General features: G+C 69.3%; 24 protein-coding genes. 8 read left to right on the forward strand and 16 right to left on the reverse strand.

Annotated features, from left to right (window positions below; translation table 11 throughout):
• Positions 1–22: 22 nt before the first annotated feature.
• A complete protein-coding gene (locus DFO65_RS07250) occupies positions 23–1,342 on the forward strand; it encodes an amino acid permease (protein WP_113903752.1) in 1,320 nt (439 codons plus the stop codon).
• 83 nt (positions 1,343–1,425) lie between these two features.
• On the forward strand, positions 1,426–1,977 hold the full coding sequence (locus DFO65_RS07255) for a hypothetical protein (RefSeq protein WP_113903753.1): 552 nt from the start codon (positions 1,426–1,428) through the stop codon (positions 1,975–1,977).
• A 70-nt stretch (positions 1,978–2,047) separates the two neighbouring features.
• Here the strand turns inward: DFO65_RS07255 and DFO65_RS07260 are convergent, their stop codons facing one another.
• From DFO65_RS07260 to DFO65_RS07275, 4 genes are read right to left on the reverse strand one after another with little or no spacing between them, the layout of a single operon-like run.
• A complete protein-coding gene (locus tag DFO65_RS07260; protein ID WP_113903754.1) occupies positions 2,048–2,941 on the reverse strand; it encodes a hypothetical protein in 894 nt (297 codons plus the stop codon).
• Positions 2,942–2,951: 10 nt separating this feature from the next.
• Positions 2,952–3,515 (reverse strand): 2-C-methyl-D-erythritol 2,4-cyclodiphosphate synthase, encoded by a 564-nt coding sequence (gene ispF, locus DFO65_RS07265; RefSeq protein WP_113903755.1) that lies wholly within the window; start codon positions 3,513–3,515, stop codon positions 2,952–2,954.
• Between the two features lie 14 nt (positions 3,516–3,529).
• Positions 3,530–4,273, reverse strand: coding sequence for a 2-C-methyl-D-erythritol 4-phosphate cytidylyltransferase (gene ispD / locus DFO65_RS07270; RefSeq protein WP_113903756.1), 744 nt, complete (start codon positions 4,271–4,273; stop codon positions 3,530–3,532).
• Complete coding sequence (locus DFO65_RS07275) at positions 4,270–4,752, reverse strand: CarD family transcriptional regulator (RefSeq protein ID WP_113903757.1); 483 nt, start codon at positions 4,750–4,752, stop codon at positions 4,270–4,272. Before DFO65_RS07275 ends, ispD begins: the two co-directional genes overlap by 4 nt.
• Positions 4,753–4,990: 238 nt before the next feature.
• On the opposite strand from DFO65_RS07275, the gene DFO65_RS07280 reads away from it, so the two are divergent.
• Positions 4,991–5,602, forward strand: coding sequence for a hypothetical protein (locus DFO65_RS07280; RefSeq protein ID WP_113903758.1), 612 nt, complete (start codon positions 4,991–4,993; stop codon positions 5,600–5,602).
• A gap of 112 nt (positions 5,603–5,714) precedes the next feature.
• On the opposite strand, the gene DFO65_RS07285 is transcribed toward DFO65_RS07280, so the two are convergent.
• Complete coding sequence (locus DFO65_RS07285) at positions 5,715–6,395, reverse strand: response regulator transcription factor (protein ID WP_113903759.1); 681 nt, start codon at positions 6,393–6,395, stop codon at positions 5,715–5,717.
• Entirely contained in the window at positions 6,392–7,795 is a 1,404-nt protein-coding gene (locus DFO65_RS07290; protein WP_245940528.1) for a sensor histidine kinase, read from the reverse strand. The genes DFO65_RS07285 and DFO65_RS07290 overlap by 4 nt, the downstream gene beginning before the upstream one ends.
• Positions 7,796–8,051: 256 nt before the next feature.
• Here DFO65_RS07290 and phoU point away from each other — a divergent pair, with 256 nt between their 5' ends.
• On the forward strand, positions 8,052–8,714 hold the full coding sequence (phoU, locus tag DFO65_RS07295; RefSeq protein WP_113903760.1) for a phosphate signaling complex protein PhoU: 663 nt from the start codon (positions 8,052–8,054) through the stop codon (positions 8,712–8,714).
• Here the strand turns inward: phoU and DFO65_RS07300 are convergent.
• Complete coding sequence (locus tag DFO65_RS07300; protein WP_113903761.1) at positions 8,677–9,621, reverse strand: EamA family transporter; 945 nt, start codon at positions 9,619–9,621, stop codon at positions 8,677–8,679. The two genes, phoU and DFO65_RS07300, sit on opposite strands and share 38 nt — an antisense overlap.
• Positions 9,622–9,692: 71 nt before the next feature.
• Here DFO65_RS07300 and DFO65_RS07305 point away from each other — a divergent pair, with 71 nt between their 5' ends.
• Positions 9,693–10,619: a LysR family transcriptional regulator gene (locus DFO65_RS07305; protein WP_113903762.1), complete on the forward strand. Its 927-nt coding sequence runs from the start codon at positions 9,693–9,695 to the stop codon at positions 10,617–10,619.
• Positions 10,620–10,734: 115 nt separating this feature from the next.
• Here DFO65_RS07305 and DFO65_RS07310 read toward each other — a convergent pair whose 3' ends face one another.
• Entirely contained in the window at positions 10,735–11,478 is a 744-nt protein-coding gene (locus DFO65_RS07310) for a phosphoglyceromutase (protein ID WP_113903763.1), read from the reverse strand.
• A 95-nt stretch (positions 11,479–11,573) separates the two neighbouring features.
• On the opposite strand from DFO65_RS07310, the gene DFO65_RS07315 reads away from it, so the two are divergent.
• The gene (locus tag DFO65_RS07315) at positions 11,574–12,590 is read left to right on the forward strand and encodes a bile acid:sodium symporter family protein (RefSeq protein ID WP_113903764.1); all 1,017 of its coding nucleotides are present in this window, start codon (positions 11,574–11,576) and stop codon (positions 12,588–12,590) included.
• 53 nt (positions 12,591–12,643) lie between these two features.
• On the opposite strand, the gene DFO65_RS07320 is transcribed toward DFO65_RS07315, so the two are convergent.
• The 6 genes from DFO65_RS07320 to DFO65_RS07345 form a co-directional block, all read right to left on the reverse strand.
• Positions 12,644–13,198, reverse strand: a complete 555-nt coding sequence (locus DFO65_RS07320; RefSeq protein WP_113903765.1) for a YbjN domain-containing protein — start codon at positions 13,196–13,198, stop codon at positions 12,644–12,646.
• 14 nt (positions 13,199–13,212) lie between these two features.
• Positions 13,213–14,595 carry a glycosyltransferase gene (locus tag DFO65_RS07325; RefSeq protein WP_245940529.1) on the reverse strand — a complete coding sequence of 461 codons (1,383 nt, stop codon included), beginning with the start codon at positions 14,593–14,595 and terminating at the stop codon, positions 13,213–13,215.
• A 9-nt stretch (positions 14,596–14,604) separates the two neighbouring features.
• On the reverse strand, positions 14,605–15,414 hold the full coding sequence (locus DFO65_RS07330; protein WP_113903766.1) for an alpha/beta fold hydrolase: 810 nt from the start codon (positions 15,412–15,414) through the stop codon (positions 14,605–14,607).
• Between the two features lie 19 nt (positions 15,415–15,433).
• Positions 15,434–15,742 carry a DUF2516 family protein gene (locus tag DFO65_RS07335; protein ID WP_113903767.1) on the reverse strand — a complete coding sequence of 103 codons (309 nt, stop codon included), beginning with the start codon at positions 15,740–15,742 and terminating at the stop codon, positions 15,434–15,436.
• A gap of 185 nt (positions 15,743–15,927) precedes the next feature.
• Positions 15,928–16,377: an AzlD domain-containing protein gene (locus tag DFO65_RS07340; RefSeq protein ID WP_113903768.1), complete on the reverse strand. Its 450-nt coding sequence runs from the start codon at positions 16,375–16,377 to the stop codon at positions 15,928–15,930.
• Positions 16,374–17,174 carry an AzlC family ABC transporter permease gene (locus tag DFO65_RS07345; protein WP_113903769.1) on the reverse strand — a complete coding sequence of 267 codons (801 nt, stop codon included), beginning with the start codon at positions 17,172–17,174 and terminating at the stop codon, positions 16,374–16,376. The genes DFO65_RS07340 and DFO65_RS07345 overlap by 4 nt, the downstream gene beginning before the upstream one ends.
• Before the next feature lie 82 nt (positions 17,175–17,256).
• Here DFO65_RS07345 and DFO65_RS07350 point away from each other — a divergent pair, with 82 nt between their 5' ends.
• Positions 17,257–17,934: a helix-turn-helix domain-containing protein gene (locus DFO65_RS07350; RefSeq protein ID WP_113903770.1), complete on the forward strand. Its 678-nt coding sequence runs from the start codon at positions 17,257–17,259 to the stop codon at positions 17,932–17,934.
• A 68-nt stretch (positions 17,935–18,002) separates the two neighbouring features.
• Here DFO65_RS07350 and DFO65_RS07355 read toward each other — a convergent pair whose 3' ends face one another.
• A complete protein-coding gene (locus tag DFO65_RS07355) occupies positions 18,003–19,145 on the reverse strand; it encodes an FUSC family protein (RefSeq protein ID WP_113903771.1) in 1,143 nt (380 codons plus the stop codon).
• A gap of 84 nt (positions 19,146–19,229) precedes the next feature.
• Between DFO65_RS07355 and pepN the strand changes: the two genes are divergently transcribed.
• Positions 19,230–22,106, forward strand: coding sequence for an aminopeptidase N (gene pepN, locus DFO65_RS07360; RefSeq protein ID WP_113903772.1), 2,877 nt, complete (start codon positions 19,230–19,232; stop codon positions 22,104–22,106).
• A gap of 128 nt (positions 22,107–22,234) precedes the next feature.
• Here pepN and DFO65_RS07365 read toward each other — a convergent pair whose 3' ends face one another.
• Positions 22,235–23,332, reverse strand: a complete 1,098-nt coding sequence (locus tag DFO65_RS07365) for a C40 family peptidase (protein ID WP_113903773.1) — start codon at positions 23,330–23,332, stop codon at positions 22,235–22,237.
• Positions 23,333–23,455: the final 123 nt, after the last annotated feature.

Raw genomic sequence — 23,455 nt, forward strand, 5'->3', positions numbered from 1 at the left:
GGAGTCCGGCCTCAAGCCCGGGATGAAGCCGCGCCACCTCGTCATGATGAGCCTCGGCTCGGCGATCGGCGCCGGCCTGTTCGTCGGCGCAGGCGCCGGCATCCAGGCAGCCGGTCCCGCGGTCCTCGTCTCCTACGCCGTGGCAGGCCTCATCGTCATCTTCGTCATGCGCGCCCTGGGCGAGCTCGTCGCGGCCGACCCCAATCCCGGCGCCTTCTCCCATTACGCCGGGAAGGCGATGGGCCCGGGAGCCGCCTTCGCGGTCGGCGCCCTGTGGTGGATCCAGCTGTGCCTCGTCGTCGCCGCCGAGGCCACCGCCGCCGCCCAGATCGCGGCCGGCTACATCCCCGACATGCCGCAGTGGGTCATCGCGCTCATCATCATGATCGTGTTCACGGCGATCAACCTCACCACCTCGGGCAGCTTCGGCGAGTTCGAGTTCTGGTTCTCCCTCATCAAGGTCGCGTTCGTCACCCTCTTCGTCGTCCTCGGCGTCGCCTTCCTCCTCGGCTGGACCCCGGCCGCACCCGCGGGAGAGATCTTCGCCGACGGCTTCATGCCCACCGGCTTCCCCGGCGTCGCCGCCGGGCTCCTCGTCGTCGCCTTCGCATTCGGCGGAATCGAGATCGTCGCGGTCGCCGCCGCCGAGACCGCCGACCCGAGCCGCAGCGTCGGCAAGGCGATCAAGGGCGTCGTGTGGCGCATCCTCTTCCTCTACATCGGGTCCGTCGCGATCATCGTCGCCGTCCTCGACTGGAAGGACCCCCGCCTGGCCGACTCCCCCTTCGTCGCGGTCCTCGAGACCGCGGGCCTGCCGTTCATCGCCTCGACGCTCGCCGCGGTCATCGTCATCGCCCTGCTGTCATCGATGAACGCGAACATCTACGGCGCCTCCCGCATGGCGTTCTCGATGTCGCAGCGCTCGATGCTGCCGGCATTCCTCGGCACCACGAACCGACGCGGCGTCCCCGTCGCCTCCGTGCTCGCCACCTCGGCGTTCGGGTTCGTCGCCGTCGCACTCAACTACTTCTGGGCCGCCGAGGTGCTCGGGGTCCTGCTCAACATCGTCGGCTCGACACTCATCGTCACGTGGGTCGTCACCCTCGTCTCCCACATCGTCCTGCGCCACCGCGCCGAGGCGGCCGGGACCGAGCTGCCCCTGAAGATGTGGCTGTTCCCATGGCTGTCGTACGCGACCCTGGCCGGGATCGCCGCAATCATCGTCCTCGGCCTCACCGTCGAATCCGTGCGCTTCCAGATCATCGGCACCCTGATCTTCACCGCCGCCCTCTATGCCATCGGACTCCTCGTCACCCGCCGACACCGTTCGCACACGACCTGATCACGGCTTGTCGTCCCTCAGCTGATTTGCCACCTGTCACCGCTGTGGGGAGAATGGCGGTTTTGGTTCGAGAGAGGACGCACATGGCACTGAGACCGAAGCACTTGACGATCACGTTGGCCGTTCCGCTCGCACTGGGCCTCGCCGCATGCTCGACTTCCCCGGAGAGCTCGCCCGCCGGGTCGACTGCCGAGGCGAGCGCCGAATCAGCGGAAACAGGGACGCCGGCGGAGACGCCCCGCACCGACGACGAGGAGCTCGTCACTGACGATTCGAGCACCGAAGCGACGACGCTCGAGGTGAAGGCCGAAGGCAACGGTCCCATCGGCCTGACGACTCAGTCCGCGATCGATGCCGACTCCGGATCAGTGAGCGGCAAGCTCATCACCGGGCCGGGCGGCTGCTTCTCCCTCGTCGACAATGACCGTCCGCGGCTCGTGGTCTTCCCCGACGACGCCTCATTCGTCCTGGCCGAGGGCAAGCCCTCCGTGACCACCGACGCCCTGGGCACTATCGATGTCGGTGAGCAGCTCTCCGCCTCGGCGGTGACCGTCGGGCTCGATGAGACGACCGGCATTCCCGGGCGATGCGCTCAGGGTGCAGCCGACGAGGTCCTCGTCGTCACGGGCAGGTGACGAGGCGCGACCGACCGGAGCACGCAGTCCAGCCTCTCCATGAGATTCTCGAGCGGACCTGACCCGCGATCTACGAGGCCTGCAGAACCGCAGCCAGCTCCGTGAGCGTCGGCATCGTTCCGGCGCCGCTCGCGGCCCGGCCCCGGGCGCGTCCCTGCACGGTCCATCCCTCGAGCATGGCGATCGTCTGACCGAGGTGGCGGCCGAAGTGCCGGCCCGCATACGCGGTGACGTCGATCGGCAGGACATTCTCGGCAGCCTCGAGTGCGCATCGCGCCAGAAGCGGCGAGCCGGGAACCGGCAGTCCGGTCACCGCCCTGACCGCCTCGGCGGCGGCGATCGAGGGCCGCTCGAGGTGGGTCTTCAGCGCCTCCCAGTCCCCGTCGTGCACGCTCAGCTCCGCGACATAGGGAATGAGCAGGGCCGGAGCGCCGAGGAGAACGGGCAGAGGGACCGAGAGCACCAGAGGGCCCAGCTCCCGGTGCAGCCGGCGTTCGATCCCACGGTTCCCGGCCATGAGGAATGCCGGAGCCAGCGGCGGCGACCAGTACCTGACGGTCGTTCCCGACGGCCGATCGGCGAGCAGGGCGGGTGAGAAGACGACGAGCTCGGCGGGGGCGAAGCGCGCCCGCGCATCCTCGAGGTCTCCGTCGACCTGGCTCGTGATCGCGATGACCGGCGGGGCGAGGTCGGCGATCGCCGAGGCGACTGCGGCGTCGAGTTCACTCGGGCGGGTGCTGAGGACGAGGAGATCCCACTCGAAGTCCAGAGCCGTCTCCCACGTCACGATCGGGACCCGGCGCCGATCCCGGGGCCCCTGAGGCCGCCGCATCCGCCGGACCCGCTCGGGACAGGCGGCCGACGACCGCGGATTGCGGGAGGCGACGGCCACCTCGTGATCGTCGATGAGCAGCGCGGCGCCGGCGATGCCCACGGCTCCCGCCCCCTGGAACAGCACCCTCATCGCCCGACCCTCATTCCGAGCCGGTCGTGCGCGAGGGATCCGGCTCGGACGGCTCCGCCACGGAGCCCGATGCCGGCTCGTCGCGATCAGCCCCGTCGACGGGCACCACGAGCGCGGTCGCGATCGCGGCGACACCTTCGCCCCGACCGGTCAGCCCGAGGGCGTCGGTCGTCGTCCCCGACACCGAGACCGCGGCCCCGACGGCCGCCGACAGCGCCGACTGCGCCTCCTCGCGCCGCCTGCCGATCTTGGGCCGGTTGCCGATGACCTGGACGGCGACGTTGCCGATCTCGAATCCGGCGGCGCGGACGAGTCGGGCCGCCTCGGCGAGGAGACACGCCCCCGAGGCGCCCGCGAACTCGGGCCGGTCGACCCCGAAGTGCGCGCCGAGGTCACCGATCCCGGCAGCGGAGAAGAGCGCATCGCAGCACGCGTGGGCGGCGACGTCCGAGTCGGAATGCCCCTCGAGCCCCCGCTCGCCGGGCCACAGCAGCCCCGCGACCCACAGCTGCCGGGCCTCGTCGTCCGCGAAGGCGTGGACGTCGACGCCGATTCCCGTACGCGGAATGATCATCGTCTCTCCTGTCGTCAAGGTCGTGCCTCCGAAGCGTCGGCGTCGTCCCGGAGGCGGGCGATGTGCTCGCCGACGACGAGGTCGAGCGGGTAGGTGATCTTCAGCGCTTCCTCGTGCCCGTCGACGGCGACGACATCGACGCCGAGGCGCTCGACGAGTCCCGCATCATCGGTGGCTTCGCGCGCCCGGGCCCCGAGCCGGTCGAGCTCGTCGCGGTGACTCGCGTGCGCGCGCTCGAGGATCGCCGAGGTGAAGCCCTGCGGGGTCTGGATCCGCCGCAGGGACTTGCGGTCGAGGTCCCCGCGCAGCGTGCCGTCGGCACTCACCCGGCGGACGGTGTCGGTCATGGGCAGGACGGGCACGACCGCCTCGGCGCCGGCATCGAGCGCGGCGACGACTCGACGGAAGACCTCCGGAGGAGTCAGGCAGCGGGCCGCGTCGTGGACGAGGACGAGGTCGGACGCCTGGCTGTGCCGCAGTGCGAGGCGCACGGATTCGACCCGATCGCGACCGCCTGCGACAGCTGTGATCGACATGCCCGAAGCACCGGAGGCGATCTCCGCGATTTCCCTCTCGGCCGCAGACAAATGCTCCTCGGGAGCTGCGACCACAACCGTGGTGGCAACTCCCGAGGAGATTATCGTATTCAGACTGCGTCCGAGAAGGCTGCGGCCGCGCAGCCGGACGAAGGCCTTCGGCTCGGCACTTCCCAGACGCGTTCCCGACCCTGCGGCCGGAACGATGACGCACGTGCTCAGGACGCGAGGACCTCGTCGAGGATCGCCTCGGCCTCGGACTCCTCTTTCTTCTCCGCCAGAGCGAGTTCGGAGACGAGGATCTGACGAGCCTTGGACAGCATGCGCTTCTCACCGGTGGACAGACCGCGGTCCTGCTCACGACGCCACAGGTCGCGAACCACCTCGGCGACCTTGATGACGTCACCGGACTGCAGCTTCTCGAGATTGGCCTTGTAGCGGCGGGACCAGTTGGTCGGCTCTTCGACGAACTCCGCACGGAGGACGTTGAAGACCTTCTCGACGCCTTCCTCACCGACAACATCTCTCACACCGACGAGGTCGCAGTTCTCCGCGGGAACCTCGATCACGAGGTCACCGTGGGCGACCTGGAGCTTGAGATACAGTTTCTCCTCACCTTTGATGGTTCGCTTCTTGATTTCTTGGATTGTCGCTGCACCGTGATGTGGATAGACGACAGTGTCGCCGACCTGGAAACTCATATTCTCTTCAAACCCCTTTCGCGGACTTCCAGTTTACCATGAGGCGCGCCACAGAAATCGTTCAGGTCGGCATTCGACCGTGATAGGGTCCGCCGCCCCGAGTCCTCGCACGGGCGTCGGTCCCGGTCAGCTCGGGCCCCCGGGAGGGCGGCGTGAGAGTCCGCACGGCAGGTTCTACACGAGGTCAAAAACCGGGTAGTATACAGACTGATCTTGTATTGCCACTTCAAGGAGCATAATGAAACGGCACAACCGCGCGGCCCTCGCAGTTGCCGCACTCGCTCTCATCCTTCCCGTGAGCGGATGTGCAAGTCTGCTGTCGCCCCACCAGACCGCCGAGTACCAGTACAACGGCGGCGACGGAGCCGCCGGTGACGTCGGCGATGTCAAGGTCCGCGGTCTCATGCTCATCCAGGACGAGTCCGGGAACGGTCCCGCGCAGATGTTCTTCTCCCTCGTCAACCAGGGCTCGACCCCCGCCGAGGTGTCCCTGAGCGTGGCGGGCGCCGAGGTCACCGAATCCGTGCCGGCCGGCGGGGAGTATGTCCAATTCCCCGACAGCCCGATCTCGCAGTCGGAGCCGATCATCGTCGAGGATCTGCAGGCCCAGGCCGGCGATCTCGTCGACGTCACCGTCTCCGCCGGAGCCGACGAGACCGTGATCAGGACCCAGCTCCTCACCGACGTCCTCCCCTACTACGAGGACCAGGTCCCGACCCAGTCGCCGTCGGATGTGCCCAGCGACGAGGCGACCGCCCCCGCCGGGGACGCCACGGCCACCCCGAGCGAGGAGGCCACCACCGGCACCGCGTCCGAGGAGTCGACCCAGGGCACCGCATCCGGCCACTGATCCGCAGACTTACGACGAACGGCTCACTCCGCGGGGAGTGAGCCGTTCGTCGTCTCCGGGGTTCCCGTCCCCTCGCCCGGGCGGGAGCCGCCGCTCGGGCGGGACCTCCCGCTCAGGCCTCGAACTTGTAGCCGAGCCCGCGTACGGTCGTGAGCAGCTTCGGCTCGGAGGGGTTCTCCTCGACCTTCGCGCGCAGGCGCTTGACGTGGACATCGAGCGTCTTGGTGTCGCCGACGTAGTCCTCGCCCCAGATCCGGTCGATGAGCTGACCGCGGGTCATCACCCGGCCCGAGTTGCGGACGAGGATCTCGAGCAGCTCGAACTCCTTGAGCGGCATCGACAGCTCCTCGCCGCGGACCGTCACCACGTGGCGCTCGACGTCGATGCGCACTCCCCCGGCCTCGAGGACCGCGTCGTCGTAGCTCTCGGACTCGACGTTGCGGCGGAGCACGGCGCGGACCCGGGCGAGGAGCTCACGTGAGGAGTAGGGCTTCGTCACGTAGTCATCGGCCCCGAGTTCGAGGCCCACGACCTTGTCGATCTCCGAGTCCTTGGCGGTGAGCATGATGATCGGCACGTTCGACTTGGCCCGCAGCTCCCGGCACACCTCGGTGCCCGAGGCGCCCGGCAGCATGAGGTCGAGGAGCACGAGGTCGGCGCCGTTGCGGTCGAACTCCGCCAGGGCCTTGAGACCGTCGTCGGCCACGGTCACCTCGTAGCCCTCCTTGCCGAGGAGGTACGACAGCGGGTCAGAGAACGAGTCCTCGTCTTCGACGAGCAGAATTCGCGTCACGTCTTGAGCTTCCTTTGTTCGCTTTCCGTTTCCAAAACCTGTGTGTCGCCCTCGCGGACGTCGACGGATCCCGCGCGGCCGCCGACGGGGTCCTCGCCGCGCTCGGCGGAGTGCTCGCCCGGCTCCGGGTCACCCGCGGAGGCGCCACCCGCGGTCCCGGCTCCGTCCGCGGTCCCGCCGGCACTGCCCGCGGTCCCGGCGGCTTCGTCCGGCGCCGAGGCCGAATGCGTGAGCAGCACTCCCGCGGGAGCGGCCGCACTCGCGGCATCGTCATATCCCTGACCGGCCAGGGGCAGCACGATCGTGAAGGTCGAGCCCTTGCCCAGCCGGCTCCAGACGCGGACGTCCCCGCCGTGGGTGGCGACGATGTGCTTGACGATGCTCAGGCCCAGCCCGGTTCCCCCGGTGATGCGCGATCGGGCCGGATCGACGCGGTAGAAGCGCTCGAAGACCCTCTCGGTGTCCTGGTTCGACAGGCCGATGCCCTGGTCGGTGACGGTGATCTCGACGCGTTCGTCGACGAGCTCGACCCCGACGCCGACCCGGGTGCCCTCGGGCGAGTAGTTGATCGCATTGTCGACGAGGTTGCGCACCGCGTTGACGAGCAGCTCGTAGTTGCCCTCGACGAGGAGGGTCGACGGCGTCGAGACCTCGATGTGGATGTTCTTCGCCTCGGCACGGGTGTGCGCACGGTCGACGGCGTCGGCGACCACCTCGGCGGCGGAGACCTTCTCCGTCGTCGACGGAGCCGCGTGGTCCTGGACCCGGGAGAGGTCGATGATCTCCTGGACGAGCTGCGTCAGCCGCTTCGACTCGCGCTGCATGCGCCCGCCGAAGCGCTCGACCGCCTGCGGATCGTCGGCGAAGTCGGTGACCGCCTCGGCGAGCAGGGCCATCGCCCCGATCGGGGTCTTGAGCTCGTGGGAGACGTTGGCGACGAAGTCGCGGCGCACCGCGTCGACGCGCTTGGACTCGGTCTGGTCGTCGCAGAGGACAAGGACGAACGCGGTGCCCAGCGGCGCGATCCGCGCGTGGAGGTGGCGCAGCACCGAATCGGAGAGCTCGCGCTTCTGCTCGAGCTCGATCTCCTCGATGAGCCCGCGGGCTCGCACCCGCTCGACCACGCGCAGCATCTCGCCCGAGGTCAGGGAATGCCCCCTGACGAGGCCGAACGTGTACGCGGCCGGGGACGCCTTGACGACATCGTCGCCGGCGTCGAGGACGATCGCGGCCGAGGGCAGGACGGCGAGCACCTCGGCGATGCCCTCGGGGAGGTCGTCGTCGGAGTGCAGATCGGCAGCATCGCGGGAGCGTTCGCTGAAACGGAACGCGAGAATGCCCGCTATACCCAGGCCCAGCCCGACGATGCCGGTCAGGACCGCCACAATCAACAGATCCACACATCCAGCTTAGGCGGTGTCGGCAGTGTGGCAGCACCGGATCCGGGTCGAAGCGGGCCCGGTGGCGAGGAATTCACCCAGACGCCAGATCGCGTTCACCGCCGACTGGAAAGCTGATGCGCGTGTGCTTGTCCGAGCACCCTGCTCCGCGAAAACAAGGCGTCCTGCATGTTTCGGAAGACCGGGACTCCGGATAGGCTCGAGACCGACCCGCCGGCGCCCACCGCCGCACATCGAGACGAAGGAAGCAGAGCCCATGCGCGAAGTCTTCAGGAACGAACTGGACGATCTGGCCACCCAGCTGGTGGAGATGTCGACCAGGGTCAGTGAGGCCATTCGCTTGGCGAATCAGGCCCTGCGCAGCAATGACCTCGAACTGGCCGAGCAGGTCATCGAGGCCGACATCAAGATCGACAGCCTCCAGCACGTCCTCGATCAGCAGGCCGCCGAGATCCTCGCCCTCCAGGCCCCCGTGGCCGCGGATCTGCGCGCCGTCATCGGGGCCCTGCGGATGAGCGCCTCACTCGAGCGGATGGGCGACCTCGCCCGGCACATCGCCCAGCAGGTGCGCATCCGGTACCCGGAGTCCGCGATCCCCGAGCACTTCACCCACACCTTCGTGCGGATGGGCGAGTCCGCGGAGAAGATCGCCGAGGCGACCCGGGAGCTCCTCTCCCACCCCGGGCTCGAGATGGTGCCGACCATCAACGCCATCGACGAGGAGCTCGACGAGCTGCACCTGAGCGTGTTCTCGAAGATCGCCGAGGCCCCCCAGGGGTCGCTCGCCCCGCATCACATCGCCGACGTCACCCTGCTCTCGCGCTACTTCGAGCGCTTCGGCGATCACGCGGTGTCGGTGTCGCAGAAGGTCGAGTACCTGCTCACGGGCAACTGGGAGCCGCACCTGTCGAAGAAGTGACGACGCGGCGGCGGGCCGCCCTGCGCCCGTCCGGCCTGCCCCGCACCATGGTCTTGAGCACCCCGGTGGTGATCGCGACCCCGAGCACGAGGAGCGCGCCCCCGAGGAGCTCGGGCGGGGTGGGCCGCTGACCGAGCACGACCCAGGCCGAGAGCACCCCGACGACGGGAACGAGCAGCGAGAACGGTGCGACCTGCGAAGCGGGGAACCGGGCGAGCAGCGAGTTCCAGATGACGTAGCCGATGAGCGAGGCGCAGCCGGCCGTGTAGACGACCGACGCCACGACGCCCCAGGTCGGATGTGCGATCGCATGAGCCACCTCGGCGGGGCCGTCGATGAGCAGGGACAGCGCGAGCAGCGGCACGGGCACGACGATCGCCGACCACACCGTCATCTGCACCCCGTTGACCCCGGGGCCGATCCCGCGCGCGATGACGTTGCCGATCGCCCAGGACAGCGCCGAGGCGAGGGCGACGACGAAGGCGAGGACCGGGACCTCGGCCTGCAGGCTGAAGCCGATGACGGTCAGTCCCGTGACCCCGATGAGGATGCCGACGACCTGCCGGCGACGGGGGAACTCGCGCAGCGCCACGGCGGCGACGATGACGGTGAAGGCCGCCTGGATCTGGATGACGATCGAGGCGAGACCGGCCGGCAGGCCGAGGAACATCGCGGTGTAGAGCAGCGCGAACTGGGCCGCGGACATGAACAGCCCGATGAGCAGGATGCGCCCGAACGACCCGCGCGGGAACCGCACGAAGAAGATCGCGGGCAGGACGACGAGCACGAAGCGGGCGGCGACGAGGAGCAGCGGCGGCCAGTCGCGGAGACCGAAGTCGATGAAGATGAAGTTGATCCCCCAGAGGAGGACGACGAGGAGAGCGAGAGCGATGTGGACCGGGCGCATGCGTCCAGGCTTTCAGATCTGAGATCAAATATCCATTGAGAGAAAGTACATGGACTCGATACGATCATTTGATGATCGATGTCGTCGCCCTGCGCACCCTCGTCGCCCTCGACTCCTGCGGGTCGGTCACGGCCACCGCGGATTCGCTCGGCTACACGCCTGCCGCCGTCAGCCACCAGCTGCAGAAGCTCTCCCGCTACCTCGGCGCGCCGGTCACCGAGCGCACGGGTCGCGGGATCGCCCTGACGCCGATGGGACGAGAGCTGAGCCGTCGCGGGGCGGCCCTGCTCCAGGACCTCGAGGGACTCGAGTCGGACGCCCGCGCCCGGTCCGGGGATCCGCGCGGTCGGATCACCGTCGGCGGCTTCTCCACCGGCATCCGCGGTCTGCTCGCCCCGGCGCTGCCCGGGCTCAAGCAGCGGGCTCCGGAGCTGACGATCTCGAACATCGAGGAGGAGCCCGAGGAGCTCATCGACATGGTCGCGGCCGGCCGGATCGACGCCTCGCTGATCTTCGACTGGAACAACTCCTCGCTGTACCTGCCGCCGACCCTGAACACCGCACGGCTGGCCGTCGACCGCGCCGACATCGTCATGCACCGCGACCACCGTCTCGCCGCCCGCGCCGAGGTGAACCGGAGGGATCTCCTCGGCGAGGTCTTCGTCTCCGCCCCGCGCGGGGCGGTCTGCCACCGCTGGCTGACGGCGCTGTTCGAGGACCTCCACAGCGAACCGCACATCGAGTACTGGGCGATGGAGTACGACACCCAGATCGAGTTCGTCCGCGCCGTCGGGGCGCTCGCGCTCGTGCCCCGGCTGGGCCGGCCGCACCTGCCCGACGACGTCACCGTCGTGCCGCTCGACGATCCGAGCATCGCCCGCACCATCTACCTCGTGTGGCGGAAGTCGATGTCGTCGTCACCGGCGATCGCGATGCTGCGCGAGACGATGACGACGATCGCGGAAAGCGGGGCAGCAGCGTCGCCACGACCTGCGTGAGAGCGGGGCAGCAGCGTCGCCGCGACCGAAAAGTGCAGGCGCACGGCATCAGTGCCGCGCGCCTGCATTTCTTGGTCGCGATGACCGGCTGCGAAGAGGCTCAGCGTCCCAGTGCTCAGCGTCCCTGGTTGGCGACCTGGCCGATGGCGGCCTCGGCCGCCTCGGCGTCGAGGTACGTTCCGCCCGGCTTGACGGGGGTGAGGTCGTCGCCGAGCTCGTAGAGCAGCGGGATGCCGGTGGGGATGTTGAGCCCGGTGATGTCCGCGTCGGAGATGCCGTCGAGGTGCTTGACCAGGGCGCGCAGCGAGTTGCCGTGGGCGACGATGAGCACATTCTTCCCGACCCGGATCTCGGGCACGAGGACGTCGTACCAGTAGGGCAGGAGGCGGTCGATGACATCGGCGAGGCACTCGGTGCGCGGCAGGGACTCGCCGAGATCGACGTACCGGGGGTCACCGGCCTGCGAGAACTCGGAGCTGTCGGCGAGCGCCGGGGGCGGGGTGTCGTAGGAGCGGCGCCAGATCATGAACTGCTCCTCGCCGAACTCGTCGCGGATCTCCTTCTTGTTCTTCCCCTGGAGCGCGCCGTAGTGGCGTTCGTTGAGCCGCCAGCTGCGGTGGACGTCGATCCACGACCGGTCGGCGGCCTCCAGCGCCAGGTGGGTCGTGAGGATCGCGCGCTTGAGGCGGGAGGTGTGGACGACGTCGGGCAGCAGCCCGGCCTCCTTGAGCAGCTCCCCGGCCCGCTGACCTTCGGCCCGGCCCTTGTCCGTGAGGGTCACGTCGACCCAACCGGTGAACAGATTCTTCTGGTTCCATTCGCTCTCGCCGTGGCGCAGCAGGATGAGGTTATGCGTCATGCGCACCATTTTCGCACGAGTGCCCCGCCCCTCTCCGACTTCTCAGCATCCGGCGGGCTGTCTTGAATACCGGGATCAGCGGCTACCCTGGCGTCATGGACCAGTCAACCGAGCATTCACCCACACAGCACCGAGCCCCCTCCGAGCGCTCGTCGATCATCGCCGTCACCGCCCTGCCGGTCCTCGTCATTCTCGCCGGAGTCCTCGGCTTCGTCAGTCCGGCGACGTTCACCCCGCTGGCGCCGACGATCACGTGGAGCCTCGGCGTCGTCATGTTCTTCATGGGGCTCACGCTCACCCTTCCCGACTTCGCCCGCATCGCGAAGCGGCCCTGGGTCGCCGCCCTCGGCGTGCTCACCCAGTACGTGGCGATGCCCGCGCTCGGGCTCCTCGTCGTCACCGTGTACGGACTGCCGCCGGAGATCGCCGTCGGCGTCATCCTCGTCGGCTGCGCTCCCGGCGGCACGGCGTCGAACGTCGTCACCTACCTGGCGAAGGGCGACACCGCCCTGTCCGTGTCGATCACGACGCTGTCGACCCTGCTCGCCCCCGTGCTCACTCCCCTGCTCACGCTGTGGCTGGCCGGCTCGTACATGGACGTGCCGTTCTGGTCGATGTTCCTCTCGATCTGCCAGACGGTGCTCATCCCCGTCATCGTCGGGGTCCTCGTCAGGCTCCTGGCCTCGGAGTTCGTCGACAGGATCTCGCCCGTCCTGCCGTGGCTGGCGTCGGTGGCCATCGCCTACATCGTCGCGATCGTCGTCGCCGGCTCCGCCGACTCGATCGCGACGGCGGGGATCCTCGTCCTGCTCGCGGTGATCACCCACAACGTGCTCGGCCTCGGCGTCGGCTACGGGGTCGCGGCGGCGTGCCGGCTCGACACCCCGACCCGGCGGGCCCTGTCCTTCGAGGTCGGCCTGCAGAACTCGGGGCTCGCCTCGACCCTGGCGACGACGTACTTCTCACCCCTGGCCGCGCTGCCGGGAGCGGTGTTCAGCGTGTGGCACAACGTCTCCGGCGCCCTGCTGGCCTCCGTGTTCGCCCGCCGCCCCTACGGGCAGCCGCCGGTCGATCGGGCTGCCGAGTCCGCCGAGGCGACCGCGCGCTCCTGAGGAAGGGCGGGAGTACGCTCCCGACCTCTGGCAGGAGCGTGCTCCCGAGGCGCTCAGCCCTTCTCGCCGTCCTCGGCCTGCTGCCCATCCACCGCTGTGAGGAACTCGTTGTCCTCGCCGCTGAGCACGTCGGCGAAGGCGGCGAGGTTCCGGGTCGACTCGCCGCGGCTGATCCTCCACGCCCACTCCCGTTTCATGCTCGTGATGAATCCGATGAGGAGGAGCTCGTTGAAGGACTCGTCGGCGGCGGTGAGGATCGCGCCGAGCAGCGCATCGAGCTCACCGAGGAGGCGCTCGCGCGGCAGGCTCGCATTGAGGTAGACATCGCCGAGGCGGTCGACGGCGAACGCGACTCCCTTGAGCTTCATGTTCCTGCGCAGGAGCCAGCTGGTGAACTCCTCGCGGTTCTCGTCCGGGTGCCGGATGACGAAGGCCTGGAGGTCCGCCGAGCGCGTCGACAGCCGGATCGACACCGTCGTCTTGAGCTTCCGCTCGCCCGGCAGCTGCACGACGAGGTGGGACTCCCCCGCCGCTTCGCACTCGACGCCGTTCTCACGAGCCCACTGCGCGACCCCGGCGAGGATCTCGTCGTTCGTCTCGTCCCTCATCGCCTCACCTTTCGTCAGCCGTGTCGCCCGACCAGTTGGGCCGGATCGGTGCAGGGTCCGACCTCGGAGCGGATGCACGTACGCGAGCCGACGCCGAGGCGCAGGTCGGCGCACCTCGGCGAGCATGACCGGAGGTCGGCGTGCGCGGACAGCACCCGCTCGACCATCGCGGACCAGTCGAAGCGGGCGGCGCCGGCGGTGGCGCGGGCGGAGAGCTCTCGGCGCAGGTCCGCGTCGCAGAGCACCCGTTCGAGCTCGAGCGCCCAATGCCCTGGGTTGTGGTCGCTGATGAGGATCCCCGAGCGGCCGTGCTCGACGATGTCCGGCAGCCCGCCCACCGCGGCCGCGATCGCGGGCAGTCCGGTGGCCGCCGCCTCCGCTGCGACCAGTCCGAACGATTCGCTGCGGGAGGGCACGAGGAGGATGTCGGCGGCACGGTAGTACATGGCGAGCTCGTGCGCGGGGACAGGCTCACGCACCTCGATGCTCGGCTCGGCCGCGATGGCCGACCGCAGGGCGCGCATGAACGCCGAGGTCCCGTTTCCCGGCGCTGTGTCACCCCCGGACGCGGCGCCGAGGAGGATGCCGCGGGTCCGGGAGGCGAGGTGCGGGTTGTTCTCCCGCATCCGGGACAGGGTGTCGACGACGACGTCCGTGCCCTTGATGAACTGCATGCGACCGACATAGAGGACGACGTGCTCGTCGGGGTCTATCCCGAGCGCGGCCCGCGCGTCCGACTTCTCACCCGGCGTGAAGAGGGTGTGGTCGACTCCCGGCCTCGCGACGACGACGGATCCGGGGTCGGCCCTGAGCTCGTGGATGAGGTCGCGCCTCTCGACGGGGGTGTTCGCGACGAGGAGGTCCGCGGTCGCCGCGATCCTCTCCTCGGCGTGCAGGCGCTGCGGGCGTTCGTGGTTCGTCTCCGAGTCCCGGTTCTTCACCGCACCGATCGTGTGCATGCTCACGACGAGCCCGGGCCGCACCTCGGCGGACCGGTCCGCCTCTGCGAGCCCGCAGCGACCTGCCTCCGCGAACCCGGTCGCCTCGGCGAGCTCCTGTGCCCGCAGCGCCGACTCCGCGGAGATCCAGTAGTGCGCCCAGATCAGGTCCGCCGAGGTGAACGCCTCGTCGGCGATGAGGAGTGCGGCGATCTCGTCGATCGCGTCCGCGAGTTCGTCCTTGTCGGCGGCATCGACGGCAAGACGGTGGAGCCGGACGTTCTCGGGCAGCCGAGCGGCGTCGGCGGGTGCGGGGTCCGCGGTGAAGACGTCGACGCGGTGGCCGGCCGCGGCGAGCGCGCGCACCGATTGGTCGACGTAGACGTTCATCCCTCCGGCGTCACCCTGGCCCGGCTGGGCGACCGGCGAGGTGTGGATGGACAGGACTGAGATGCGCACGCGCCCAGTCTAGTCAAAGAACGCTGTCAGAATCCGGCGGACCTCGTGGCGGCCCTTCCACAGGATCGACCCCGCCGGCAGCACCTCGAGCCGCGCTCCGGGGATCGCGGCGGCGATGTCCTCGGCGACCTCGACGGGGTGGGCCGGGTCGTCCTCGTGGGTGAGCACGAGCACGTCGCCGGTCAACCGCGCCAAGGCGGCGAGCGCCTCGTCCCCCGAGTCGACGGCGACCTCCAGGGCAAGGCCCAGCCCGTCGGACATGTCGGTGCGAACGAGGTTCTCGGCCTTCGCCCTCGTCCACGCCCGGGCCGGGAGCAGGGCCGCGACCTCGACGGGCTCCCGGGAGAGCATGAGATCGGCGACGCCGTCGACGTCGCCGGAGGCGACCAGGCCGCGCAGGCGCTCGAGGTGGGAGCGGTGCCCGGCGGTCGCCTCGGCGGTGAAGCCGGTGAACGAGGCCGGGAGGACGAGCGCGACCTTCTCGAGTCGCCGCGCGGCGGGGGACTCGGTCGCGAGCAGTCGGAGCAGGCCGCCGGCGGACATCGAGACGCCGAGCGCCCGCGTCGCCGAGGTGGTCGTCAGTGCCGCGGCGAGCACCTCGGCGACGGTGCCGTACGTCCACCCGGGACCCGGCGAGGGCCGGCCGCCGTGGCCGGGCAGGTGGAGGAAGTGCCTGGTCCCGGAGATGCCGGTGCCGAATGGGCGGGTGTCGCGGATCGCACCGGCGAACCCGTGCCCGAACAGGGTGTGGGGTTCACCGGTGCCGAAGGTCGCGATCCAGTCGGACTCCGGGCCGGGCCGGTTGAGGTCGAGCGCCATGGGCTGTCGTCGGACCGCTTCAGCGGCGGTGGCGGGGGTCGACGGCCTTGATCTTGGGGCGGACGTCGGTGAGGTAGACGATCGCGGCGACGAGTGCGGCGAGGTTGAGGATGATGATCTGCATGCCCAGCGGCGGCAGGGCGATGAGGGCGATGGCCAACCCGACGCCGAGGATGATGACCCAGAACTTCTTGCTCTGCTTGTCCACGGCGCGGTAGTTCTCGTCCTTGTAGCGCAGGCAGTCGATGAATGCCCAGATCTGGACGATGAAAGCGGCGACGGTCAGGCCGACGAAGATGAGGCGCTGAAAACCGGCAATGTACTCCATGCCACCAGCCTAGCAACGCCGGCGTCGACGACCACGAGCCCGGCCCGGATCCCCACCCGCACGGCATGGTATTCACACCGCGAACACAGCAGTCCGCGCGATCGCGGCCGGCTGTGATCGCGACAGTCTCCGCGATCACACGAGTCCGCGCGCTCACAGCAGCCCGCGCGCGGCAGTCTGCGCGATCACAGCAGTCCGGTGGTGCGGATGAGCGCACAGACGCCCATGCCCGCGACGACGCAGATGAGCATCGGCACCCGGAGGATCGCCGCGGCGATCCCCACTCCGACGCCGATGAGCCGGGCCGGGTCGGCGAGGTCCTGGCCGTCGAAGAGCGCCGTCGTCGCGCACACGGCGGCGATGAGCACGACCGTCGCGCGGTCCATCCACCTCGTCACCCGCGACGTCGGCTCGTCCGAGGCTGTCGTCGCACCGGGCGCCTGGTCCGGCTCCCCGATGGAGTCTGCGGCGGCACTGTGGGCGGCGGCACCGCGGCCGCCGGCACCGGGCGCGGCGTTGGCCCTGGTCCGACCGCGCACCGCGACCGCGGCGCCGACCTTCACCCCGGCGAAGCGCATCGCATAGGTTCCCGCGCTCAGTGCCGCGAGGGCGATGAGGAACTCAACGGCATTCATGCCCGCTCCTCCTTCCCGGGCGCACTCTCGCCGGGGGTGGCCCCCGACGCCGCCTCCCGCCCGGCGCGCACCCGCCGACCGGCCACTCGCCCGGCGGCCATCCGCCTGACCAGCCACCCGGCCCCGACGAGGGCGAACACGGTCAGCGAGGTGACCGCGCCGAGCCCCAGGGGAAGGAGCGGGGTGAGCGCCACGGAGATGAGCACCCCGACAAGGGTGAGCGAAAGGGTGGTCCTGTTCCCCAGGTCCCCGCGGATGAGGCAGAAGAGGATGATCGGGAACGCGGCGTCGAGGCCGAGGAGATCGGCGTCGATGACGCCGCCGAGCCATTGGCCGAGCATCGCGCCGCTGGGCCACATCAGGGCGATGGCGGCGCCCATGAGGACGAACGCGTGCCAGCGAGCGCGGTCGGTGCCGAGACTGCGGGCCACGGCGATCGTCTCGTCGTTGACCCAGTGCGCGGCGATGAGCGCCCGCCAGTCCTGCGGGATGAACGGGCCCGAGGCCATGCCGAAGGCGAAGTTCCGCGAGTTGACGAGCAGCCCGGCAAGCACTGCGAGAACCGGCGCCCCGCCGGCGGCGATGACGCCGACGAAGGTGAATTCGGCCGCACCGCCGAGGGCGAACACGGCCAGCAGCAGGGTCTGCCACCAGGCGAAGCCGGAGACCGCGCTGATCGCGCCGTAGGACATGGCGACCGCCACGATCGTCACCGTGATGATGATGATCGCGCGGTGAACCGAACCCGGCAGCACACGTTCGATGTGTCGGTCAACCGTACGATTTACTGAACTCATGGGTCAATCGTGCACCCGGAGCCGCCGTTCGTCAAACGGAACAATAGACCGGCAGGGCGAACACATCGACTAGAATGCTCGCATGTGCCCGCACACTCAGCCGCAGCCGTCTGACGTCTCCGCCCCAGCACCCGAAGGCTCCGAAGTCGTCGAAGGCGCCGACCACGCCTCCGACGACACTGCTCACGCGTCCCAGCCAGGCTCCCCGACCGAGCCCTCCCCGCGCGAGCAGATCGCCGCCGCCATCAGGAGGGAGCGGACCAAGGCGGGGATCTCCCTGTCCGAGCTCGCGCGCAGGGCGGGGATCGGCAAATCGACGATGTCGGGGCTGGAGACCGGGACCGGGAACCCGAGCATCGAGACGATGTGGGCCCTCGCCTCGGCGCTCGACATCCCCCTGGCACGGCTCCTCGATCCGCCGCAGCACGAGATCGCCCTCGTCCACGCCGACGACCTGCCCGACCTCCCGTCGACCGCGTCGAACTACGCGGCCACGCTGCTGTCGGCCGCCCCGGCGAACTCACGGCGCGACATCTACCTCATCAGGGCCGAACCGGGGACTCCGCGCGACTCACAGCCGCATCCGCCCGGCACCGTCGAGCACGTGATCATGGGCAGCGGCTCGGCCCGCATCGAGGTCCTCGGCGAATCGTACGAGATCCATGTCGGCGACTACTTCACCTATCCAGGGGATCAGCCGCACCGGTTCACCGCCCTCGAGCCTGGCACCACGGCGACCTTCGTCGTCGAGAGCCGCTGAGTCTTCTCAACCTCGCCGAGTGCTGAACCGCTCGGCCCCGAACCCTCCTCGCGAGCCGCCGAGCCGCTTCATTCGACCGGTGGGCCGTCGGCCTTGTCCTCGGCGAGGACAGGCAGCCTCTCGAGCGCGGCCTCGCGGGTCAGTCCCGCGGCCTGGAGGAGGTCGGAGGCCAGCGGACGCAGGAGCAGGACGAGGGTCTCGTCGTGGAGGTCCCAGCTCTTCTCCGCCTTCGGATCGAGCCGTCCGGCCGCCTCGGCGAGCGCGGTCTCGGCCAGGGTCCGGTCGGTGCCACGGCGCAGGGCGATCTCGAGCTTCTTCGCGCCATCGGCCAGTGACTCGACGTAATCGGCGATGATCGGCTTCGGGACGCCGAGCTCGGTCATCGCGACGACACGTCGGGCGATGACGCGGATGGTTCGCATCGCCCGGTCGGAGTAGGTGTGGACGCGGGCCAGCCGGGTCACCTCGGCGGCATGGCGCCGACCCCGGGCGTTGATCTTCGCCGCCTCCTCCGAGACCTTGAGCGAGGACCCCCAGGAGTCGATGATGTCCTGGGTCTCGCGGGCACGGCCGAGGGCGCGCTCGGCGAGGTCGGAGTCGGCCCCGCGCAGGGCCTTCGCCATCATCCCGAGCACGGCATCGATCTCGTCGAGGAGGTTCGCCGCCTGCGCGCGGGGGACCTTGCGCGCATCGCGCGGGACGATGAGCGCGAGGAGGATCGCGCAGACGGAGCCGACGAGGGCGTCGATCGTCCGCGGGAAGGGCAGGGTCGTGGCGGTGGCGGGCACCGCGATGACGTAGACCGATTGGACGGCGATCTGGGTGATGAAGATGCCGCCCGAGTTGAGCATCGTGCCGATGAACAGGCCGATCGCCAGCGTCAGCGCCAGCTGCCAGATCCCGCTGCCGTAGAGGTTGACGAGGAGCTCGCCGACGAGGACGCCGAAGGTCGCTCCGATCCCGAAGTCGAGGGACCTGCGCAGGCGCTTGTCGGCGACGACGCCGATCCCCACGGCCGAGGCGACGGCGGCGAGGAACGGGTAGGGGTGGCCGAGGACATAGACGCAGAAGGCATAGGCGGCGGTCGCGGCGATCGGGATCTGGACCATCTGTGCGGCGTTGGCCTGCACGCGCCGCAGGCCCATGCGCACGCGATGGGCAACAGTGCTGAAGGCCCGCTTGGGCAGCCCTCTGACCTCGGACTTCTTCATCTGCCCTTTCTTCGATCGCTCCCGCTGTACCCAGAGTACCGGAATTATGCCATGCTAAAGTCGGTGCGCCGAGGAGGCTGATGCATGACAACGAACCTGACCAGAGACGAAGCGCAGAGCAGATCCCAGCTGCTCAAGGTCAAGACCTACACCGTCCACATCGACATCGGCAACGCCGAGTCGGACGCCACGACCTACCTCTCCCGCACCGAAGTCTCCTTCAAGGCTCGCTCCTCCGGTCAGACGTTCATCGACCTCATCGCCGACTCCGTGTCCCGGGTCGTCGTCAACGACATCGAGCTCGACCCCGCCGAGGTGTTCGACGGCGCCCGTGTCACCTTCGACGTCCGCGAGGGCAGGAACACGCTCTCGATCGAGGCGCAGGCCAGGTACTCCACCTCGGGCGAGGGGCTGCACCGGTTCACCGATCCGGCCGATGGCAAGGTCTACCTCTACACCCAGTTCGAGCCGACCGACGCCCGGCGGGTGTTCGCGAACTTCGACCAGCCCGACCTCAAGGCGCGGTTCCAGTTCAGCGTCACCGCGCCCGCCCATTTCCAGGTGCTCTCGAACCAGCCCGAGTCGAGTCGCGAGACAGTGCCCGGGCCGGGCGCCGCGGGCACGGGAACGGCGGGCACGGGAACCGGCTCCCCCACCTCGGCGCTCGTCACCCATCACTTCGCCCCGACCCTCAAGCAGTCGAGCTACATCACCTGCATCACGGCCGGCCCCTACGAGGGTGCGACGGATGAGTGGACCGACCCGACGACGGGCGCGACGATCGCGCTCGGCGCGTGGTGCCGGGCGAGCCTCGTCGATCATCTCGACGCTTCCGACATCTTCTCGATCACGAAGGCGGGGCTCGAGTTCTTCAGCTCCGAATTCGACTACCCCTACCCCTGGGGCAAGTACGATCAGATCTTCGTTCCCGAGTACAACCTCGGCGCGATGGAGAACCCGGGCCTCGTGACGTTCACGGACTCCCTGATCTTCAAGGACAAGGTCACCGACGCGATGTACGAGTCGCGGGCGAACGTCATCCTCCACGAGATGGCGCACATGTGGTTCGGGGACCTCGTGACGATGAAGTGGTGGGACGACCTGTGGCTCAAGGAGTCCTTCGCCGACTACATGGGCGGGCTCGCGCTCGCCGAGGCGACCCGGTTCACGGACGGCTGGGTGACATTCGCTCTGCGTCGCAAGGCCTGGGCCTACCGGCAGGACCAGTACCCGACGACTCACCCCATCGTCGCCGACATCCCCGATGTCGAGGCGGCGAAGCTCAACTTCGACGGGATCACCTACGCCAAGGGCGCCTCGGTGCTCAAGCAGCTGGTCGCCTTCGTCGGCCGCGACGCGTTCTTCGCCGGGTCCCGTCTCTACTTCCGCAGGTTCGAGTACCGCAGCACCGAGCTCGCGGATTTCCTCGAATGCCTCGCCGAGGTGGCCCCCGAGAAGGACATCGCCGGCTGGGCCAGCGCGTGGCTGGGCACCTCCGGGGTGTCCGAGCTGTCCCTGGAGCTGAGCACGCGTGAGGCCGCGCCCTGGGACACGTCGACATCAGTCGGCTCCGAGGCGGCGAGCTCCGGGACCGGCGTCGCTGGGACCGGTGCCGCGGCGCCCGGTGCCGCGGGGCCCGGTGCCACGGGGCCCGGTGCCTGGCCCTCGGGCCGCGACATCATCACCGCGGCGACGGTCACCCAGCTCGACTCCGCCGCCGGTGCTCGGCTGCTGCGCCCCCACACCCTGGAGATCGCGACCCTCGGGCGCTCCGGGCGGGACCTGGTGCCCCTCGACACTGCCGCCGTCGACTTCTCGACGCAGTCGTGCGAGGTCGAGCAGCTGGTCGGGCGCGCCCGCGGTGAGATCACCCTGCTCAACTACGGGGACCACGACTACGCCAAGGTGCGGCTCGACCCGGCGTCGACGGAGACGGCAGTCACCTCGGTCTCGCGCATCATCGATCCGCTCTCCCGGGCGCTGACCTGGTCGGCGTTGGAGAACGCGGTGCGCGACGGACTGCTTCCGGTCCACCGGTACCTCACCGCCTACGCCCGCAGCCTGGGCAAGGAGAGTCACGCCGGGATCATGTCCGGCCTCAGCCAGACCGCTCTCACCTGCATCGATCAGTGGGTGTCGGATCGCAACTACGAGACCGCCGTCTCCGGCCTGCTCGGGGCCGCCCTCGACGCCCTCGCGGCGGCGAGGTCGGGATCGGACGCGCAGCTGCATCTGGCGAACCTGGTCCTGGCCCTGACCTCGCGGACCGCCCGCTGTCTCAACTCGAGCCCGGCGATCCAGATGGGACGGTCGTTCGCCGCGCAGATCCTCGCGGTTCCCGTCGGCGATGAGATCGACCGGCTCAGTCCCGAAGGCTCGGATTCCGGTGCGGAGGCCGGCTCGGCCGAACATGCGGCCGCCGCGCGTCCGTTCAAGGGGCTGATCAACGACCATTCGCTGCGCTGGAATGCGCTGACGGCTCTCGTGTGCCTGGGCTGGGCGGACCATTCGGACATCGCCGCGGAGTCCGAGGCCGATTCCACGTCGTCGGGTCGACTCCACGCGGCCACCGCCGCTGCCGCCACACCCCTGCCGATCGCGAAGATCCGCGCCTGGTCGGCGATCACCGATGCGAAGTCGCTGAGCAACGACGTGCTGACCGCGATCATCTCCGGCTTCGTCGCCCCATCGACCGTGCCGCTGATCGAGGACTACGTCGACGAGTACTTCCACCGGCTGAGCGGCTTCTGGGCCGAGAACTCGATCGAGATCGCCCGCCGGCTCGTCGTCGGGCTCTATCCGCAGTGGTCCGTCGACGACGAGGCGGTGGTCGAGCGGACCGACGCCTGGCTCGGCGAGCACCAGGACGCCCCCGCAGCGCTGCGTCGGCTGCTCATCGAACGCCGCGACGACCTCGCACGTGCCGTCTTCCTCAAGTCGACCCAGAGTTCTCGCCACTGAACCACGATCCGCCGAGGCGACCGTCTGCGCGACGAGCCGCCTCGGCGACGGCGCGGAGGGCTGAGGACCTCGATCCCGGGTCAGAGTACCCGGCGGGCTCCGGTGGACCTGGAGGACCCGGTTCCTCGTCAGAGGATCCGGCGGGCTCCGGAGAACTCGTCGCCCTTGTCCCAGGACTTCCAGTCGACGACCGAGACGTCCTTCGAGGCGTTGGGCGCGTGGATCATCTTCCCGTCGCCGATGTACATGCCGACGTGGTGGACCATTCCGCTGCTCGTCGAGAAGAACAGCAGATCGCCGGGTTCGAGGTCCTTCTGCGAGACCTTCGTCCCGGCCTTCGCCTGGTCCCCCGAGTCACGGGGGATGTCGATGCCGTGGGCGCGGTAGATGCTGTAGGTGAAGCCGGAGCAGTCGAAGCCGTATGGGGACACGCCCGCCCACAGGTAGCGCAGGCCCTCGAACTGCTCGGCCGTCTTCACGAGGTCCCCGCCCTTCGGCTTCGCCGGGTCCTCGTCGATGTCGTAGACGTCGATGTGCTCGGCGTCGACCCATGCCGCTCCCCCGCCGGGCAGGGCCACGCGCACGTCCTCGACGTCCTGGGCGATGACGGGGAGTTCGACGTTGAAGGTGAGTTCGGCGCCGGAGTCCTTGGTGAACTCGACGCCCTCGAGCTCGCTCTTGGGTTCGGTGACGACGGCTCGCGGCTGCTCGTCCTGGAGCTGGGCGAAGCGATCGTTCTCGACCAGCTGCTTCGTCGGCAGCCATCCGGGGTAGCCCTGCTTGTCCTTCGGGGTGGACTGGTCTCTCACGCTCACGCGTGCCCAGTCGCCGTCGACCTCATGGACGCTGACCTCCGAGCCATAGGGCGCCTGCGTCTCCATCTTCCCGGTCAGGCCCCGACGCACCTCGGTCTCGGACAGGTTCTCGTTCCAGGCATCGAGGTCGACGGGGTGTCCCAGGGCCGGCTCGTCCGCTTTGCGGGGTGCATCGGGTTCGGTCCACAGCGTGGCGACGGTGACATCGATGTAGGCGGTCTCGCCCTTCTCGATCGTCCCATCCGTGATCGGTTCGAGCTCTTGACCGGGAATGAGCGCAGCTCCCAGCTCGGCTGCGGCGACCGTGGAGGCGTCGGCGGCCGAGGTCGGATTGCCTGAGATCGCGGGAGCACCTGCGCCGAATACCAATCCGAGCCCAAGTGCCGTCGAAACAGCAGTTCTGGTACGCATTATTTCTCTTTCGGTCTGCGGGTGTCACACCCGCGCGGGGGAAGTCTCCGAAATGACAGCGCCTCCCGGCGCTGACGAGCTGCCGATCATCGGCAGCGACAATGCTCATCCGGCATGCACGCC

The organism is Brevibacterium sanguinis (assembly GCF_003315415.1).
GTDB classification, from domain to species: domain Bacteria; phylum Actinomycetota; class Actinomycetes; order Actinomycetales; family Brevibacteriaceae; genus Brevibacterium; species Brevibacterium celere_A.